Genomic DNA, 17,820 nt, shown 5'->3' with positions numbered 1-17,820 from the left:
GGCCACCGCCCGGTCCTCGGAGCGCCAGCTCCACGACGCCACGGTGTCGTCGGCTCTGGTCGGCAGTGCCGTACAGACCCCGGTGCACGCGGCGCCAAAGCCGATCGGGCTGAGCGCAGCGTGTCGATGAACCATGCTCCGTCTCCCATTCGACATCGGCGTCCTTTGCAGCGGCTCAGTGTCATTATAACGACATTACTTCGACCGCAAGTGCCTTGCAGTATGTTCGGGCATGGCCGGCAGGGGAGAATCAGCTCGAGCTGTATCAGCTAATTCTTTGTTTTTACTATATAATCTCACATGCTTTGTGGACCGCAGCAAGAAAACGCCGCAACACCGGCAGGAACTCTCCACGAAGATTGCGCTTGCATCGTTGCTTCAAGTTGTCATAACGTCATTGACATCGCTGTGCGGCTACGCGGAGGATCCGTATGTCTTTGGCTTGGATTTCGAAACTGGCACTGGCCGCAGGGCTGCTGGCGTTGCCCACCATTGGTTGGGCCCAGTCGGTCAACATCTCCTATCTGACGCACTGGTCGCCGGAGACGGTTGCTTTGCTGGACGCTGCGGCCAAGGACTACGCCAAGAGCAATCCGGATGTGACCGTCACCGTGCGCGCCGTTCCCTTCGGCGATCTCCTGACGACACTGCGTTCCCAGGGCGGCAGCTCGGACGGGCCGACGATCGGCGGCATCTATGATTTGTGGCTGCCCGAACTGGCGCGAGACAAGCTGGTCGCGCCGGCCCCCGATGCGGTTGCCGGCGAGGTCAAGAGTGCGTGGCCGGCCGGTGTCGTCAGTGCGGCCTCTGTTGGCGCCACGCTTTACGGCATTCCAAACGAGATCGACGTCTATGCGCTGAACTACAACAAGGAGCTGTTCAAACGGGCAGGCATCACAGCCGCGCCGAAGACCTGGTCCGAATTGAAGGATGCGGCCCAGAAGCTGACCAGGAAAGATGCCGGCCAGCAAGGCTTCGGCATGATCAATTCCTGGGCGGCGGGCGTCGTCCATCCCTTCGCCTCGCTGCTGGTCTCCAATGGCGGCGAGCTGGTCAAGGACGGCAAACCGATGCTCGACAGTCCTCAAGCCGGCGAGACTTTCCAGCTTTACGAGGACCTGATAAAGTCCGGCGCCAGCGATCCGGCGATGGCCACGGCCGACGCCAATACAACCGGCCCCTTCCTAGACAATTTCGTCTCCGGCAAGACCGGCATGATCATCATGGCCAACTGGTGGGAAAGCGCATTGAAGAGCGGCATGGGCGACAAGTTCTCCAATATCGCCACCGCACCCATCCCGGTCGGTCCGAGCGGCGACAAGCCGCACTCGATCTCCTATTCATGGATGACCGTCGTCAACGCCAATGCCGGTCAGGCCGAACAAAAAGCGGCATGGGATTTCCTGGTATGGCTGAACAATCCGAAGTCCGGCAAAAACGGCGCATCGGCAATGTCGGATATTCTGATGTCGATGGGCATCCTGCCGACGCGGACCTCCGACATCGAAGCCCATAAGGACAAGCTCGGTTCCGAGTTCCTGTCCGGCTATGTCAGCGTGCTTGCCGACGCCAAGCCCTTCCCTGTCGTCCCGGGCGGCCAGGAGTTCAGCGAATCGCTGCAGCAGACGCTCGAGGCGTTGCAGTATGGGCAGCTCTCGGCCAAGGATGCGCAGGCGAACGCGCAGGCCGATGCCGTCTCGATCCTGGAGCGTGCCGCCAAATAGCGAAGGCGCTGTTTGGAGAGCCCGACGCTTTGGAAGCAGAGCGATGATCAAGACCTATCGTGCCTCGGCGGGCATCATGCTGGCGCCCGCCGTGACACTGATCGGCGTTTTCATTCTGCTGCCGATGCTGCTCACCGTCTGGCTGTCATTCCAGGACTGGTCGACGCAGACGCCTTTTTCCAATGCGAGCTTCATCGGCTTCGACAATTTTCGCGAAATATTCGGGCCGACCTCGGTCGGGCGGGATTTCAAGCGAGCGCTGCTCAACACCGCCATCTACACGGCATTGTCGGTGATGCTCATCCTGCCCCTTTCGGTAGTGTTCGGCTCGATCGTCCACCAGCGCGATGTCGCAGGCGGCACGGCGCTGCGGACTGTGTTGTTTTCGACCTACATGGTGCCGATGATCGCCGTGACGCTGGTCTGGTCGAAGCTCTATTCGCCGAGCGAGGGGCCGCTCAACCAGGTGCTCGGTCTCGCCGGCATCGGCCCGCAACTCTGGTTGTCCTCGCCAAGATCGGCGTTGATCTCGATCGTCGTCCTCAATGTCTGGCAGCAGATCGGCTATTTTACGGTGCTGGCCGTTGCCGGGCTGACCCAGATCCCGGGCAGTCTTTACGAGGCGGCGACGCTTGACGGCGCCAACCGGCGCGAACAGTTCCGCTTCATCACCTTGCCGCTATTGAGCCGCACGCTCTTGTTCAGCGCCGTCATTGCCATCATCAACGCCGTGCAGGTGTTCGAGCCGGTGGCGCTGATCACCCAAGGCGGGCCGGTTGGCTCGACCAACGTGCTGACCTACCATATCCGCCGAGTCGGCATCGAGCGGGCACAAGGCGGGCTGGGCTCGGCCATGGCAGTGATGCTGATGCTGGCGCTGATCGTCATTGTATGTGCGCTGTTTGCATTCGCCAACCGGAAGGATGACGAATGAGCGCGCCGGGCCGCTCAGCATCGAGCCAGTTGGCGCGCAAACGCCTGGCGGGCCGCAGAGCGCTGCTCGCCACGCTGATGCTGGTGGTTGCCGTGGCGTCCGCCTTCCCGCTGTTGTGGATGGTGCTCTCCAGCCTGAAAACGCCGGCCGAAACCATGCAGGTGCCGCCGGTGTGGATACCGCGCACGCCGAGCCTCGAAGCGTATGAGAAAGTGTCCGGCGTCATCAATGTCGGCCGCTCGATGTGGAATTCGCTCGTGATCGCCACGATCACCACCGCCGGCATTCTGGTCACCAGCATGATGGCTGGCTACGCCTTCGCCAAGCATCACTTTCCCGGCCGCTCACTGCTGTTTTCGGTGCTGATCGCCACCATGTTCCTGCCGCCGATCGTCACGCTGATCCCGCTTTACCGTCTCGTCGGATCAATCGGCCTGAACGCCAGCCTTGCCGGTATTATCGTGCCAAATCTCGCCAATGCGTTCGGCATTTTCCTGATGCGCCAGTTCATAGCCGGCGTGCCCGACGATCTGATCGACGCAGCGCGAATGGATGGGGCGTCGGAACTCCTGATCCTGTTCAAGATCGTCGCGCCGAGCGTGGCGCCGGCAATCGCGGCACTGGCGCTGTTTGCCTTCGTCTATCACTGGAATAGCTATCTCTGGCCGCTGACCGTTCTACAGGGCAATGCACACGAATATCCGATCGTCATCAGCCTTAGTCGCCTGCTCAGCTACAATCGAGGCGCTCTCAACACGGGACTGGTGATGGCTGGCGCGACGCTTGCCGTGCTTCCGCCACTGGTGCTCTTCGTCTTCCTGCAGCGCTTCTTTGTGGATTCGATCGTCGGCTCGGCGGTCAAGGGATAGCGTCGGCGGCACTGCCGGAATCCGTGTGGCTGTCATCGGGACGCGCTGGTGCGCTGAACGGAGCTAAGCAGATGACCGCGTTCTGAGAGCCATCAGTTCATCAGTAAACTGGCCGCGAATGCCTCCACCGTGTTAGCTGCAACTAGTGAATCTCACGCTTGGTACCCGCCCCAGGCCGTTTTCACAGCTGCCAGAAAAGCGGCGCGGCCCTGCTCGTTTGCAGACGTTCGGAAGGTCACGGGAAGGTAGTGATTGGACGCTGCGTTTAACCGGAGTCGGACCGTCTCGTCAGATCTGGCGAATATTTTCGTACCGCACCTTTTCGACGCAGTGCGTCCTGCTTGCCGAGCAGGCGGTAAGGGAGGCGCTGTTCCAGTGAGCAAGAATGTGATCCCCCACCCTTCGACGACTATCGCGGGAAGGACGTGCTGACCCAGCCGATGGTCGAGCTCTAACGTATCATCGCCGGTATCTACACCGATCTGGCGGCATCGCCCGATGCGGGCGGTGACCTGCCTCATCTCGGGAAGCTAGCCCCGATCGAGGAATTTGCGCCCCCGCGAGAAGCTCTCGCTCGAATAGTTGCTCGAACTCATGCGACGCGAGCTGGGTCAGAGCAGGACCGCGATCTTCAGCTGTTCGCTTCGCCCCGCCTGGCGATCATCGGCCGCTCGACAAGCCTGTCGAGGTGGACGACCCGCATGAGGACGCCGTCTATCGCTCGACCGAGCGCATGCCCCTGCCCGATCCGGCAGACTATCAAAAGCGCATCGATTTTCATTGAATCGCTCGGCGCTCGGCCAGCCTCCCCATCTGATGCGGCTAACCGGACCGGTCATGCCGCTGGTGGTGCCGGCCCAGATCAACCTCGGCGATCGTGACTTGTCGGTGCGCTGGGCGAATGACGGCGTCGAAACCGAACGCGACGTGCTCCCCCAACGCGGACCGCGCTCACCGGCGTAGCGTCAGCCGAAGCCACGCGATGCGTCGCTGCTGGAGGGCGGCTGGCTGCGGGCGTCGGACGACCGGTTCGCGCTGGTGCAGATGGATATCGACGGTGAGGCCTCAACCTGCCTGGAAGATGCCCTGATGGAGACTGCCATTGCCTCACGCTGCTCGGCATGCCGCAGCACCTGCCGACGTCACGCCGTACGCGACGTGCTCGTATGCGCCTGGCCTGTCGCGATGGCGACAAACCGGCGCTTGACCGCGGCGAACAACGCCGGTGGCAGCGGCCCGTAGTAGCCGCTCTCCGTCTCCAGCGGCCGGATGTCAGGCCCCGGCCAGGCGAACCGGTTACTTTCCGTCAAAACGATCCACGACCGCTCACCGTCAAGGCGCAAACGCAGCTTGACCGCAGCCGGAATCTCGATGGCATCATCGGGATCGGACGGCGGCGTATGAGTGATCGGCAGGACCCGGACGACCGGCGAGCCGTCCTCCTGCATGGCGACCAGCGCGAGCACCAGGCAGGGCCGGTCCTTTTCGCCTTCCTCGCGGCCTTCGCGGTGTTGCCAATGCCAGAGGTAGGAGTAACGGAAGACGTAGCCGACCTTGATTTCAGCCGGTAGCATTTTTTGCCGTCAGGCCTTTTGCCCCGTGGGGTTTCGACGCGAGGGTTTTGACCCAGAGAGCTCGTCGTTGAGATGGTCGAGATCCGGCTCCATTTCAGAGGCTTCGACCGCGGCGATCTCGTCCGAGCCGAGCTCCGCTGTCAGATCGACCCGCCGGTCGCGCTTCGACAGCCGGACAAAATCCTCATAGGCCAGCAGCACCGTGCGCGGGCGACCGTTCTTGGTGATGATTACCGGGTCGCGGACCGCGGCATCCTGATAGGCGCCAAAATTTTTCGAGACGGCGGCGGCGGTGACGGTGGTGCTCATCGGCGAGACTCCTTATTCCGGAATATACGGGCTTTCCGGGCTTTCCGCAAATGTCGGGCAACATCTTCGAACTGATGCAGCCAGTCACCGCCTGATTAGCGGCCAAGGAGTTAGTGTCAAAGCGTCCTTTCCTGCGCCATGTCTAACGCAGTGGGTAGGCGCCCACACAGCCCAGCTCAGACGCACGGACTAACTTCAGACGCGCATGGCCAAGGAACCGGTGGCGAGGGCAGCTTTGTCCGGAGAGCGGCTGTTCCGCGCGAGGGCGTCGGCTTCGTTGATCTGGTTAGGGTTCTTTCTTCCGCAGGTCCTTTACAACATCGAGAAAAGCCCGCAGGGCGGGCGGCACGGCTCGATGTCCGGGGTAGTAGACCGCAACTCCTTCCGGTGCTGGCGTCCACGCGGTCAGGACCTTGCGTAGCCGGCCATCGGACAACGCCGCTTCGGCGGCCCAATCCGCCACATAGGCGATGCCCAGACCCTCTATTGCGGCTTCGACCATCAGTTCCTCGTCATCAAGGACGATGGGGCCGTTTGCCCCGATCACCAGTTCCTGGCCTGCGCGTTCGAACTCCCATCGATAGAGCTTGCCGCTGGGCATACGGTGGCCGATGCAATGGTGGCGTTGCAATTCCTCGGGCGTTCCCGGCTCCCCGAAGCGATCGAGATAGGCGGGCGACGCGATACAGATGAACGTCAACGCGCGTGCAAATGGCAAGGCGATCATGTCTTTGGGAATTGATGTGATGAGGCGCACGCCGGCATCGAACCCGCTGGACACGATATCGATGAGCCGTCCCTCGACGACGATGTCCACGGTCACGTTCGGATGGCGCTCCGCCATCCGCGGAAGAACCGCGCGAACGAGAAGCCCGGCCACCAATCGCGGTGCGTTGAGGCGGACCGTTCCTGCGACATTGCCCCGGAACCCCGCGACGCTGTCGAGCGCCTCGTCCAGCGAGGCGAGCGCCGGCTGAAGACGGTCGAGCAACCGGAACCCGGCTTCTGTCGGCGAGACGCTCCGTGTGGTGCGGTTCAGAAGTCGCACGCCCATGCGTTCCTCGAGCGCACGCATCGCATGGCTCAATGTGGAAGGTGCCGTGCCGATCTCGTCCGCTGCGCGGCGGAAGCTGCGGTGTGTGGCAGCGGCGACGAAGGCGGTGAGATCGTTGAGCGACGGGCGGGGCATTGATGGGGATTTTGCATTACCCCATGCCGATTTCAACGGCTAATGCGCGCAATGCGATTGCCCTATCTCCTGCTGGGATCAATTGGAGAAATGAGAAATGGAAAAGACCTGGCTCATAACGGGTGTGTCTTCCGGTCTAGGCCGGCTGCTGGCGGAGAAGACCCTGATCAGGGGAGACCGCGTCGTCGGTGCCAGCCGCAGCGAGGACGCACTCCCCGACCTGCGTGCAAGTTACCCCGAACGGCTCCGCATCGTCGCAATGGACCTCAAGGACCAGAGCTCGGTCCGCGCCGCGGTCGACCGGGCCTTCGCGGCATCCGCTCGGATCGACATCGTCGTCAGCAATGCTGGCTATGGCCTGCTCGGCGCGGCTGAAGAGGCTGGCGATGTGCAGGTTCGGGACATCATCGACACCAATCTCGTCGGCTCGATCACGCTCATCCAGGCGGCGTTGCCGCATCTGCGCAGCCAGGGTGGTGGTCGGATTCTACAGGTATCGAGCGAGGGAGGCCAGATCGCCTATCCGGCTTTCAGCCTCTATCACGCGACCAAGTGGGGTATCGAGGGGTTCGTCGAGTCCGTGGCGCAGGAGGCTGCTCCCTTCGGCATCGAATTCAGCCTTGTGGAACCCGGGCCGGCGCGGACCGGGTTCGGCGGCAATCTCGCGCGGACCAAGCCGCTCGCGGCCTATGAGGGAACACCCGCCGGTCAGATCCGCGAGGCGCTGGGTGTCTCATGGGTGATCAAGGGCGACCCCGACCGCATGACGGACGCAATGATCAGGCTTGCCGATCAGGATGGTCCGCTCCCGAAACGGCTGGTGCTCGGTGCCGAGGCCTATGCCGGCATCCGCAAGGCACTCGGCGGACGCATCGAGGAGCTCGACCGGCAGAATGACATCGCGGTTGCGGCGGATTTCACAGACGAGGAGTTGGCGCAGCTGTGACCCCCGGCTCCGGCCCGCTGCTCGTGCCCACCTCTTATCAAGACAGAAAGGAATATGAGATGCCTACACGTGACGCCGTCTACCCGGCCAACCGGCACGCGTTATACGATATCCACCGCTATTCCGCAGCCATTCGGTCCGGCGATCTTCTCTTCGTGTCGGGTCAGGTCGGGAGCCGTGAGGACGGCTCGCCTGAGCCCGTATTCGAGGATCAGGTTCGACGGGCCTTCGCCAATCTGCGCGCGGTCTTGGCGGCCGCCGGGTGCAGCTTCGACGACCTCGTCGACGTCACAACGTTCCACACTAACCTGGACGAACAGATCGAGACAGTTCTGGCCGTCCGAGCGGAAGAAATCGGTGCACCTCCCTACCCGAACTGGACCGCAGTGGGCGTCAATTGGCTTGCGGGCTTCGATTTCGAGATCAAGGTCATCGCCCGCATCTCTTCGACGACGAGCAGCCAGCCGGCGGACAAGCGCTGATCGCTCGCCCAGCAGTTCTGTATTGGCTATTTGGGGCCGAAGGCAGCCTGTCAGCTTCTGTGTCCGGAGCGGAGATAGCTGACCTCCACCTGCGAGAACCGAGGTCGTGAACTGACCAAACAGATTAGGTTCGTTTGGTCAGCGTACCGCAAGGGAATCTCGCAGCCTGTTGTGTATCTTGGCTTTCTAAAGTTCGAGAGAGGTGCTGAAGGTCGAGAACTCTTCATCTGTGATCGGGACCACGTGCTGCGGCTCGGGATAAGCGCCCGTCTGCACGTCGGATATGAGCTCGCGATAGGCGGCAATACGCTCGCGTTGCAGCCGCTCATATTCGGCGGCGAAGTTGCGGTAGGTCTTGGCGTGGCGCGGCCTGTGGCCAGCGATGTGGCCAAGCACGTCCTCGCTGAACAAATACTGCGCGTCGGCATTTGGGCCGGCGCTCATGCCGAGCATGATCATCGGTGTATTCCAGGTGATCAGTTCGGCGACCGGTCGGAGACCACCTCCAGCTCGGCGCCAAAGCAGCCTATGCCTCCACCTTCGCGTATGAGCTCCGAAATTCGTTCGGAGGCACCACTTTCAGATCTCTCCAACTCGAGGACGGGGATGTCGGAGGCAAGCACGCGCCGGAAGCGACGGGAGAACCGATAACGGCGAATGTTGTCTTCAATCAGTCGCGCGGAACGCGACAGAGTGGTCACGAGACAGAAGCTGTGAGCGACGAGGCTGACGGATGAAGCGAAGCCTTGCCTATACCGATGACGGGCTTGGTAGCGATGGCCCTTGCCGCGTCGAGACCCGTATAGTCTAAGCAGGCAATGATATGGGCGTCGACATTGTCCATTTCCGCCGCGACCACCTGCTTGAGCAGGCCCGGTACGGAGAGTGCACCGTCAGATGGCCCTTCGATCGCTTCAGGTCCAGCCGTTGGCATGCATGCCCACTATCTCGTCCCTGGGCCTGCCACCGCCATGGCGGCTGCGACGATCCCCCTGGTCATCGAAGCGGTCGTGTTGGGATTGATGATGGCAATTCGCATTCGGGGCATCCTGGCTTGGTTCCGCTCAGTCACAAGGATGCCAGCGCGCTGGACATCCGCTCCAGCCCTCGGCGTAGCAGAGGACGCGGGCAGCCGACATTCAGGCGGATGAAACCTTCGCCGCCAGGCCCATAGACGCGGCCGTCATACAGATTGACCCCGGCCTGATCGACAAAGAACTTCTGAATTCCACCCACTCTACGATCGAGCGCGCACGCGTCCAACCACACCAGAAACGATGCGTCGGGCCGCATGGGCGTAATGCCTGGAAGGTATTCGCCGGCGAAGTCACAAACCAGATCAATGTTGCTGGCGATGTAGGGTGTGAGTTGATCGAGCCAGGGCGCGCCGGTGCTGTAGGCAACCTCCAGGGCCAGGCGGCCGAAAAAGTTTGCATTCACCATGAATGAGGCCTGCATCGCGGCAAGAAGCTGCTCGCGGCGCTTTTTGCTCGCCACCGCAATGGTTGCCGAAGGCACCCCGGCGAGGTTGAAAGTCTTCGTCGGAGCGGTGCAGATGAACGACTTCTCCGCGGCATCGTCCGAGATGGAGGAGAAGACGATGTGCGGGCGGTCCGACAACCTTATGTCGCAGTGAATGTCGTCGGATATGACCAAAATCCCATGGCGCTCACAAATGTCGTTCAGCGCTGTCAATTCTTCGAGTGTCCAGGCCATTCCGGCAGGATTGTGAGGATTGCACAGCAGGAACACCTTGGCGCCGCCGGCCGCCAGTTTCTCGAAGTCTTCCAGATCGAGTTCATACCTGTTGTTTTGCAGCCTCAGCCGGTTCGTGAGCAGAATCCGCCCATTTCCCTGAACCACTTCGAAATAGGGCGAGTACACGGGTGACTGAACGATGACGCCGTCACCAGGCTTCGTAAAGGTTCGCAGTATCGCAGCGACCGACGGCATGATCGCCGGCGCGGGGAGCAGGGTCTCCAGCATCGGCGACCAGTTGTGGCGGCGTGAGAACCACGATTGCACGATCTCATAGTGGCGCGGATCGCGGCGTGTGTAGCCGTAAATGCCATGATCCGCGGCCTGGCGCAGCCGCGCGATGACGGTTTCCGGAGCACGGAAATCCATATCTGCCGTCCATAGGGACAGCAGGTCCTGGCCCTCGACCTGCGGAGAGAACTCGTCCCACTGGTTGGCCCATTTGACGGATCCGAATTGCTGGCGGTCGTGGATTTGGTCGAAATCTATCCCCGGGATATCCCGTTGCCCAAGCGCCGATGCGGGCGTGTCTGCACAAGCCATTTGATAATCACCTGAAAAAATCTATTGCCACGGCCACGGCCGCTTTGCCTCTGCGGACGGCCATACTTGAGGATTTGCGCCAGAAACTGCCGCGCCCGTTCCGACCTAGAGTTGGTGAAGAACTGATGGGGCGTGTTGGTCTCGACGATCTCCCCGCGGTCCATGAACACCACGCGATCGGCCACCTCCCGTGCGAAGCCCATCTCATGCGTCACGCACAGCATCGTCATGCCTTCGTCAGCAAGCGACACCATCGTGTCCAGCACTTCCTTGACCATCTCCGGATCGAGGGCAGAGGTTGGCTCGTCGAAGAGCACGATCTTTGGGTTCATGCAGAGAGCCCGGGCTATCGCGGCGCGTTGCTGCTGGCCGCCTGACAGCTGCCCTGGGTAGCTGTCCGCCTTCTCCGCAATTTTGACTCGCTCCAGATAGTGGCGCGCCAATTCCTCGGCCGCCATCCGCGGCATGTTTCTCACCCACACCGGCGCAAGGGTGCAATTCTCAAGCACCGTAAGATGGGGAAACAGGTTGAAGTGCTGGAAAACCGTCCCGACGTTGCTGCGAACTTCGTCGATCTTGCGCAGATCCCCGGTTACCGCTTTGCCGTCGACGATGATCTCGCCCGACTGATGCTCCTCGAGATGGTTGACGCACCGGATCATCGTCGATTTGCCCGACCCCGAGGGGCCGCAGATCACAATGCGCTGCCCCTGTGGCACCGACTGGTTGATGTTCCTGAGCGCATGGTATGAACCGAACCATTTGCTGACGTCACGCAGTTCAATGGCCATCGCCTTGTTGAAGGGCTGTCCCTTCGTCGATGCGTACATTGCTTGTGGCATCATCGTCGCGTCCTAAGATTTGTGGCCGCGCGCAAATTGGCGCTCCATCGATTGCGAGTAACGGGACATGCCGAAGCAAAAGCCCCAGTAGACCAGTCCCGCAAAGAGGTAGCCGGTTGATGAGATCGTCGGGCCTGCCCAGTTCGGGTCGACGCGCGCCGTTTCGATGGCTTTCAGGAAATCCGCGATGCCGACGATGGCGACCAGAGTCGTGTCTTTGAACAGACCGATGAAGGTGGAGACGATGCTCGGTATGACGATCGTCAACGCCTGGGGGAGGACGATCAGGCGCATCATGTCGAAGTAGCTGATCCCAAGCGCCTTCGCCGCCTCGTATTGGCCGTTCGGAATCGCCTGAAGGCCGGCCCTCACAACTTCGGCCATATAGGCGGACGAGAACAGCCCTATCGCGATGAGCGGGCGCAGGAGACGATCAGGCGTCAGATAGTCCGGGACGAAGAGCGGCATCATGAAGTTCGCCATGAACAATACCGTGATAAACGGCACCCCCCGGACGACTTCGATGAATGTGACGCAAACCGCTTTGACGAAAGGGAGTTCGGACCTGCGTCCAAGCGCCAGGATAACCCCGATCGGAAGCGAGAAGACGATGCCCACAATCGACATCAGCAGCGTGATCAGGAGACCGCCCCAGAGCGTCGTATCGATGACAGACAAATGGAGCCAGGCGACCCCGCGCACGAGAACCAACGCGGCAACGGGGTAGACAAGGAAGAATAGCAACGCCGCCACTTTGCGCCGCGGAGCCTTCGTCCACAGGAGCCAAACGATGAGGATGGCGCCGATAGCCTGTGCGAGATCAACGCGCCACCGCTCGGAAGCCGGGTACGCGCCGTATCGCAGGTAGTCGAACTTCTCGGCAATGAAAGGCCAGCAAGCTCCTTGGCTGTTCGTGCGGCAAGCCTCGCGACCGCCGCTCCAGACCGCGTCGAAGATCGCAAAGCTCAGAAAGTGACGCAGCAGCCACACGGCGAAGAGGAGAAAGCATATTGTCAGCGCGCCTGAAGACGGCGTCGAAAACAGATTCTTTTTCATCCAGGTCACTGGACCCGGCCAAACGTCAGCGGGGGGCGCCATCGCTGGTATGAGCGCGCTGCTGACAACTGGCGAATGCATGGACTGATCGCTCATGCGTCACCTCTCGACGATCGCAAAATGTCGGTCACACACATTCATGGCCAACGACGTGGCAAGGGAGATAACGAGATAGACGGACAGGGTGATCGCCATTACCTGGACGGCGGCGCCGGTCTGGTTGAGTACCGTCCCGGCAAAGATCTGAACGAGGTCGGGATAGCCGATGAACACCGCAAGCGACGAGTTCTTAATGAGATTGAGATACTGGCTTGTCAAAGGCGGGATGATAATACGCAGCGCCTGCGGAACAACGACAAGGCGAAGCGTCTTGCCCGGCGCCAGCCCCAGCGCATACGCAGCCTCGCTCTGGCCCTTTGGCACTGCCTGGATTCCACTCCGGACGATCTCGGCGATGTAGGATCCGGTGTAGACCGACAGACCGATCAGGAGAGCGGCAAACTCTGGATAGAGTTGATGTCCGCCTTGAAAGTTGAAACCCCGCAGCTGCGGCGCGACAAACGAGACCGGCTCGCCAGCCGCCAGGAACACGATCAGCGGAAATCCTATCAAGGTCGCCAGGCTGACCAAAAATACCGGCAGCTGCTTGCCAGTTCGTTTCTGGACACTCTTGGCGCGGAACCAGAATGCAATGCAGCATAAAATCGTCGCTACGAATGCCAGGCCCACCAGCCCCGCTCCCGGATGTAATTGCATCTCCGGAATGATGAGGCCGCGATTGTTGAGGTAGATGCCGCCGGGGATGGCGATGGACGCCTTCGGGGAAGGCAACGGCTTGAGGACGGCGTTGTACCAGAACAGCAGCTGCAGCAATAACGGGACATTGCGCACAAGCTCGACATAGGCGGTCGCCACCTTCGAAACGATCCAGTTCGGTGACAGGCGGGCAACGCCGATGGCGAAGCCAAGCAAGGTGGCCAGCAAGATTGCGAGGAAGCTGACGTAGAGGGTATTGACCACTCCCACCCAGAACGCCTGACCGTAGGTGGACAGTGCATCATACGGTATCAGGGTTTGATTGATGTCGAAGCCGGCAGCCTCACCCCAAAAATCGAATGAGAGCGGAATCCCCCGGACCCGCATATTCGATGCGGTCTGCATGCCGATGCCCAGGGCCAAAGCCAACAGGCAACCTGCGAGCAAGAGCTGGTAGAAAACGCCGCGCACTTTCGTATCGTGCAGCGATAGGCTCCTGCGCGAGGGCGCTGGAAGCGACAAATCGGACATGGCCTGTTCCTATCGGGATCTGTGCAAGGCGCTGGCGGTAACGCGCCAGCGCCTTGCAACCATGCTTTGCCTAGCGAATCGGCGGAGCGTACTGAACGCCGCCTTTGTTCCAGAGCGCGTTCATGCCGCGCTCCATTTTCAGCGGGGAGTCCTTGCCGACATTGCGATCAAACACTTCGCCGTAGTTACCGACCTGTTTGATCACCTCGACCGGCCAGTCGTCGCCGAGCCCGATGTCCTTGCCGATGCTGCCTTCCACGCCAAGCAGACGGCGGATGCTGGGATTGTCCGACGACTTCATCGCATCAACGTTTTTGGAGGTGACCCCGTATTCTTCGGAGGCCACCATGACGTAAAGCGTCCACTTAGCCACATTGAACCACTGGTCGTCTCCCTGCCGCACTGCCGGGCCAAGCGGCTCCTTGGAGATCAGTTCGGGAAGAACGATGCTGTCGTCCGGCTTGGCCATGCGAAGCCGCGATGCGTTCAAGGTGGAGGTGTCCGCCGACAGGACGTCGCAACGCCCCTCCTCGTAAGCCTTCACGACAGCTTCCTCGTCGGCGAAACCAACCGTGGTGTACTTGATCGACTGCGAGCGAAAATAGTCGGCAAGGTTCAACTCGGTCGTGGTGCCCTGGGTGACGCAAATCGATGCGCCCTCGAGCCCCTTGGCTGATGTGATGTTGTCCGCCTTGCGCACCATAAATCCCTGACCGTCATAGAAGTACGTCCCCGCAAACAGGATGCCGAGCGACGTATCGCGCGACGATGTCCATGTTGCGTTGTGTGCAAGAATGTCGATCTCCCCCGACTGCAAGGCGGTGAAGCGATCTTTTGGCGTCAATGGGATGAACTTAACCTTTTGCGCATCCCCGAGCACGGCAGCGGCCACGGCGCGACAATAGTCGACCACAAATCCGGTCCATTTGCCTTCATTATCGGGAAGGCTGAAGCCAGCCGTGGCCGAATTTGTGCCACACGTCAGCACGCCATTTTTCTTGACATTGTCGAGGGTTGCGGACCACGCCGAGGAGGCGGTGCACGCGATAGCGAGGGCAAGAAAGCCCTTAAACATCGATCTCATTTCGGTATTCCCCTGTTTTTGTTGAAGGGAATGTGGCCTCAAGTATGACTATTCGTCAAATTGACTGTTCTCATTGCGAAAATGAGCGTCATTCATAATTGAGGAGGCACTCGCTCTCGGGTGAAAGGGAGCTTGAGTGCTGATCGGGCTAGTTTGCTTGGGGCGGGCTAATCGAATGAGCGACGGCGCGCGCGACCTATGGGTGCAGCCAACCCCGGTGCTCCGACGGTTGACCCTTGGTCTCTCTCGGTCCGCGACTCGTTGTAGATGCTCATGATTATTTCCCGGAGCCATTTGGTACCCGGGTCATTCGCCATCTGGCGGTGAACAATGAGCCAGGCATTCACATTCGATATGGCAAGGGGCGGCGGGACCAACGTCACCTCACTCCTCTCGTCCAGAATTTGCAGGATGGCATCGCCGCAATGGGTACTCAGTTCAGTGCCGCGAAGCGCCCAGGGCAGCACCAGATAATTCGAAATGGTCGCAACGACATTGCGCCGGAGACCATGCTGCTTGAGGGCGGCATCCGCCAGGCCTTCTGCCAGGCCATCTGCGGAAATCTGCAGGTGAGAACTGGCCAAATATGTTTCCAGTGTCATTGCGTTCCTGGCGATCTTGCTTCCACTCCATACCGCGCAAAACAATCGATCCTGGCCAAGCTCCACCTTCAAGAGACCTGGGTCGTCGCGTATTGCCGCTCCCGTCAGTGCACAGTCGACTTGTCTCAAATAGACCGATGAACCGATTTCGGGTCCGTTTGCGGGAATGACGTTCAGCGTCGCGCCAGGCGCTTGCCTCGAAAATTCTCGAATGAGCCCTGGGATGAATATCATGGCGTGATAGTCAGTGAGTCCCACGCGAAAGTTGCGTCGCGTCGTTGCTGGATTGAAGATCTGATGCCGGTCGATCGACGCGCGGATCGTAGCCAGAGCAGCAGAAATATCTGACAGCAACTCCACTGCCCGAGGGGTTGGTCGCATTTCGCCCCCGTCTCTCGTGAACAACTCGTCCTGCAATAAATACCGAAGTTTTGATAGGGAATGACTTACAGCTGATTGTGTTCTTCCCAATTCGGCAGCTGCGCGCGTTACGCTCCTTTCACGCATCATCACGTCGAACACTCTCAGCAAATTGAGATCGATATCATCGAAACTCATGAGACCTTCCCCGTTTTCATCATGCCTCGCCCGCATGCTAACATCGCTTCCAACGCGCGAACGATGCCATGGCGAACAAATGCGACCCTTCGACCTGCAGGGTCAACGTTCCCTCAATACGTTAGCGGAGGGTTCGCCAACCCATTTCCTTCGCATTCTCTCGTATGGTCTGGCGAACCTAAGGACCAGGAACGTCTACGCTCGCTGCCCCTTTAGGCTGAGGCCAGACTGACCGGTTGGCTCTTCGGCTGGCGCGGTGAAAGCAGGGCAACGAACTGGTCCACCGCCTGCCCGGCCCGCGCCAGAACCAGCGAATCTACGAGCTTGCCGTCGGCAAAGTCGCTGTCACTGCCATAGACGGCGCTCGGCACCGTCAGGGCGGAGTAAAAGCCAAACAGCGGGCGAAGCTGATGTTCGACCACCAGCGCGTGGCGCTGGCCACCACCCGTCGCGCCGATCAGGACCGGCCGGTCGACGAGCGCCAGTGGATCGATGAGGTCGAACCGATGCTTGAACAGGCCAGCATAGGAGCCGTTGTAGACCGGCGTCGTGGCGATCAGCGCGTCGGCCTGTTCGACCGCGTTTACCACATTCAGCGCCTCTGGCATCAATTCCTTTCGAGTAAACGCAGCACCCAGACCACGGCCGGCATCGACAAGATCGAGGAAATTTACTGTGACAGACAATCTTTCGCGCAGCGCCTCCCCCAGATGATGCGCCAGCGTTCGTGATTTCGACGGCCTGTGGGTGTTGCCTGAAAGCACGACGATGTTCTGCCGCAGCAGCTCAGCTAGAAAAGAGCGGCGTCGAAACTCAGGCGGCACAAGTGCATTCGGCGCCCGACCAACGGCGCAGCTTTCCCCAAGAACCGGCTCAATCAAGCCCGAGCTTCTTCCTGAGATCGGCATTTTCCTTGCGGAGCCGGTCGGCGAGGAGCTTCTTCAGCCGGGCATTCTCCTCTTCAAGCCTCAGCAGATCCTTGAGCTCGTCGCTATGTGGCGCCGCCTGCCCGGCAGCCTTCTTCCAGTGATAGTAGGTCTGTTCCGATATTCCTGCTTTCTTGACAGCGGCCTTGGTGCTCTCCCCCCGGCTTGTCTGCTTCTCGACCTCTCCGAGCTTTTGGGCACGCTCCTCTGCAGAGTATATTTTCCGCGCTTTCCGGACGGTGGCGGAAGCGACCGCTTCTGCTGAAGGCAGCGGCTTGCCCGACTTGGCCGCTCTGGTCCGCACGGCACGCGTCTGCTGCCCGGTTGCTTTCTTCGGCTTCGACGCCGTTTTCTTGGTGCCAGATGTCTGTTCTTTCACCGGCACTTCGGTCGGCGCGGACGATTCGGTTTCCTTGAGATCGGCCATGAGATACTCCACAGCGACGCCAAATATCTATGCTCCAGCACGCAACATCAAGGGCTTACGGGGCTTAGTCAATACGGGCAGAAACCCCTGCTCCCCTGCGCGGTAGCGCAGTGCCTCAAGAAGCAGAGGCTGCAGCCTGGTGCATATCTGTCGTCATCGCCATCGTTGCAGTCGTTCCTGGGCGTCTTCTGGCGCCACCCCTATGGCAGGGCCAGTACCGGAGGCCGCGCTGAGAGACGGTGAACTCCGGGAACCAAAATCGCGGCCACCATCTGCTGCAGGGATGGTTCGGCGTTTTGAGGACCTAGGCAAGCGCAAATGCAAGGACCAGGAAGCCCATCGCTCCGAACCCCAGCGTGTTAACGACCACCGCCCATGTGCTGCGACGCCGCTGTACAATGCAGGGCAGTAGCGACGTGATTGGCACAAGGGCGGCCGCGAGCGGGCGAACTTCCCCCGCGGTCGAAAGTTCGCGTTCCCGAATGATGTTAGGGGCGGCTCGAACGACCGGATGAAGTTGCCCATGTGGCGACAAGTTGACTACTCGCTCACTTCGCTGAAGGACTCCCATCCGATAATAACAGAGTTGCGATCGGTCAAAGAAGGCCCAGCAGAGCCATATCGTAGGGACCCGTCGCTGAGACTGGGGGCAGCTTTTGATCCGTTCGCCGATGTGTCGAAGTCGCGTCTTACTCCCGGTACGCGAATTC

General features: G+C 60.5%; 17 protein-coding genes and 2 pseudogenes. 6 read left to right on the top strand and 13 right to left on the bottom strand.

Features of this window, described 5'->3' with window-relative positions:
• Positions 1 to 431 precede the first annotated feature (431 nt).
• Genes NKJ55_RS22065 through NKJ55_RS22055 form a run of 3 tightly spaced genes read left to right on the top strand, consistent with a single transcriptional unit; the run spans position 432 to position 3,527 of the window.
• The gene (locus NKJ55_RS22065; protein ID WP_352451704.1) at positions 432 to 1,724 is read left to right on the top strand and encodes an ABC transporter substrate-binding protein; all 1,293 of its coding nucleotides are present in this window, start codon (positions 432 to 434) and stop codon (positions 1,722 to 1,724) included.
• A 43-nt stretch (positions 1,725 to 1,767) separates the two neighbouring features.
• Complete coding sequence (locus NKJ55_RS22060) at positions 1,768 to 2,658, top strand: carbohydrate ABC transporter permease (RefSeq protein WP_352451703.1); 891 nt, start codon at positions 1,768 to 1,770, stop codon at positions 2,656 to 2,658.
• Positions 2,655 to 3,527 carry a carbohydrate ABC transporter permease gene (locus NKJ55_RS22055; RefSeq protein WP_352451702.1) on the top strand — a complete coding sequence of 291 codons (873 nt, stop codon included), beginning with the start codon at positions 2,655 to 2,657 and terminating at the stop codon, positions 3,525 to 3,527. Before NKJ55_RS22060 ends, NKJ55_RS22055 begins: the two co-directional genes overlap by 4 nt.
• A gap of 631 nt (positions 3,528 to 4,158) precedes the next feature.
• On the opposite strand, the gene NKJ55_RS22050 is transcribed toward NKJ55_RS22055, so the two are convergent.
• Positions 4,159 to 4,308 (bottom strand): hypothetical protein, encoded by a 150-nt coding sequence (locus NKJ55_RS22050; RefSeq protein WP_352451701.1) that lies wholly within the window; start codon positions 4,306 to 4,308, stop codon positions 4,159 to 4,161.
• Here NKJ55_RS22050 and NKJ55_RS22045 point away from each other — a divergent pair.
• The gene (locus NKJ55_RS22045; RefSeq protein WP_352451700.1) at positions 4,308 to 4,490 is read left to right on the top strand and encodes a hypothetical protein; all 183 of its coding nucleotides are present in this window, start codon (positions 4,308 to 4,310) and stop codon (positions 4,488 to 4,490) included. The genes NKJ55_RS22050 and NKJ55_RS22045 overlap by 1 nt on opposite strands.
• Before the next feature lie 179 nt (positions 4,491 to 4,669).
• Here NKJ55_RS22045 and NKJ55_RS22040 read toward each other — a convergent pair whose 3' ends face one another.
• The 3 genes from NKJ55_RS22040 to NKJ55_RS22030 form a co-directional block, all read right to left on the bottom strand.
• The gene (locus NKJ55_RS22040) at positions 4,670 to 5,101 is read right to left on the bottom strand and encodes a plasmid maintenance toxin (PemK-like) (protein WP_352451699.1); all 432 of its coding nucleotides are present in this window, start codon (positions 5,099 to 5,101) and stop codon (positions 4,670 to 4,672) included.
• 9 nt (positions 5,102 to 5,110) lie between these two features.
• Positions 5,111 to 5,410, bottom strand: a complete 300-nt coding sequence (locus NKJ55_RS22035) for a type II toxin-antitoxin system Phd/YefM family antitoxin (protein ID WP_352451698.1) — start codon at positions 5,408 to 5,410, stop codon at positions 5,111 to 5,113.
• 286 nt (positions 5,411 to 5,696) lie between these two features.
• Positions 5,697 to 6,599, bottom strand: coding sequence for a LysR family transcriptional regulator (locus NKJ55_RS22030; RefSeq protein WP_352451697.1), 903 nt, complete (start codon positions 6,597 to 6,599; stop codon positions 5,697 to 5,699).
• Positions 6,600 to 6,696: 97 nt separating this feature from the next.
• Between NKJ55_RS22030 and NKJ55_RS22025 the strand changes: the two genes are divergently transcribed.
• Positions 6,697 to 7,545: an SDR family oxidoreductase gene (locus tag NKJ55_RS22025; protein WP_352451696.1), complete on the top strand. Its 849-nt coding sequence runs from the start codon at positions 6,697 to 6,699 to the stop codon at positions 7,543 to 7,545.
• A gap of 59 nt (positions 7,546 to 7,604) precedes the next feature.
• The gene (locus NKJ55_RS22020; RefSeq protein ID WP_352451754.1) at positions 7,605 to 8,027 is read left to right on the top strand and encodes a RidA family protein; all 423 of its coding nucleotides are present in this window, start codon (positions 7,605 to 7,607) and stop codon (positions 8,025 to 8,027) included.
• Between the two features lie 186 nt (positions 8,028 to 8,213).
• Here the strand turns inward: NKJ55_RS22020 and NKJ55_RS22015 are convergent.
• The 9 genes and pseudogenes from NKJ55_RS22015 to NKJ55_RS21975 form a co-directional block, all read right to left on the bottom strand.
• Positions 8,214 to 9,066: pseudogene (locus NKJ55_RS22015) on the bottom strand (aspartate/glutamate racemase family protein).
• Between the two features lie 29 nt (positions 9,067 to 9,095).
• On the bottom strand, positions 9,096 to 10,328 hold the full coding sequence (locus tag NKJ55_RS22010; RefSeq protein WP_352451695.1) for a MalY/PatB family protein: 1,233 nt from the start codon (positions 10,326 to 10,328) through the stop codon (positions 9,096 to 9,098).
• A gap of 68 nt (positions 10,329 to 10,396) precedes the next feature.
• A pseudogene (locus tag NKJ55_RS22005) lies at positions 10,397 to 11,170 on the bottom strand (amino acid ABC transporter ATP-binding protein); the annotation flags it as partial.
• A gap of 12 nt (positions 11,171 to 11,182) precedes the next feature.
• On the bottom strand, positions 11,183 to 12,307 hold the full coding sequence (locus NKJ55_RS22000; protein WP_502904504.1) for an amino acid ABC transporter permease: 1,125 nt from the start codon (positions 12,305 to 12,307) through the stop codon (positions 11,183 to 11,185).
• Positions 12,308 to 12,325: 18 nt separating this feature from the next.
• Positions 12,326 to 13,513 (bottom strand): amino acid ABC transporter permease, encoded by a 1,188-nt coding sequence (locus tag NKJ55_RS21995; protein WP_352451693.1) that lies wholly within the window; start codon positions 13,511 to 13,513, stop codon positions 12,326 to 12,328.
• 70 nt (positions 13,514 to 13,583) lie between these two features.
• Positions 13,584 to 14,597 (bottom strand): amino acid ABC transporter substrate-binding protein, encoded by a 1,014-nt coding sequence (locus NKJ55_RS21990; protein WP_352451692.1) that lies wholly within the window; start codon positions 14,595 to 14,597, stop codon positions 13,584 to 13,586.
• 167 nt (positions 14,598 to 14,764) lie between these two features.
• Positions 14,765 to 15,757, bottom strand: coding sequence for a LysR family transcriptional regulator (locus NKJ55_RS21985; protein ID WP_352451691.1), 993 nt, complete (start codon positions 15,755 to 15,757; stop codon positions 14,765 to 14,767).
• Positions 15,758 to 15,969: 212 nt separating this feature from the next.
• Positions 15,970 to 16,521 (bottom strand): FMN reductase, encoded by a 552-nt coding sequence (msuE, locus tag NKJ55_RS21980; protein ID WP_352451690.1) that lies wholly within the window; start codon positions 16,519 to 16,521, stop codon positions 15,970 to 15,972.
• Positions 16,522 to 16,630: 109 nt separating this feature from the next.
• Complete coding sequence (locus tag NKJ55_RS21975; protein WP_502902489.1) at positions 16,631 to 17,110, bottom strand: transposase; 480 nt, start codon at positions 17,108 to 17,110, stop codon at positions 16,631 to 16,633.
• Positions 17,111 to 17,820 lie beyond the last annotated feature (710 nt).

The sequence above is a fragment of the Mesorhizobium sp. M0106 genome, from assembly GCF_040322715.1.
In the GTDB taxonomy this organism is placed as follows: Bacteria; Pseudomonadota; Alphaproteobacteria; order Rhizobiales; family Rhizobiaceae; genus Mesorhizobium.
Note: the sequence above shows the minus strand (reverse complement) of the source record. Positions and strands in the feature narration are given on the sequence as shown.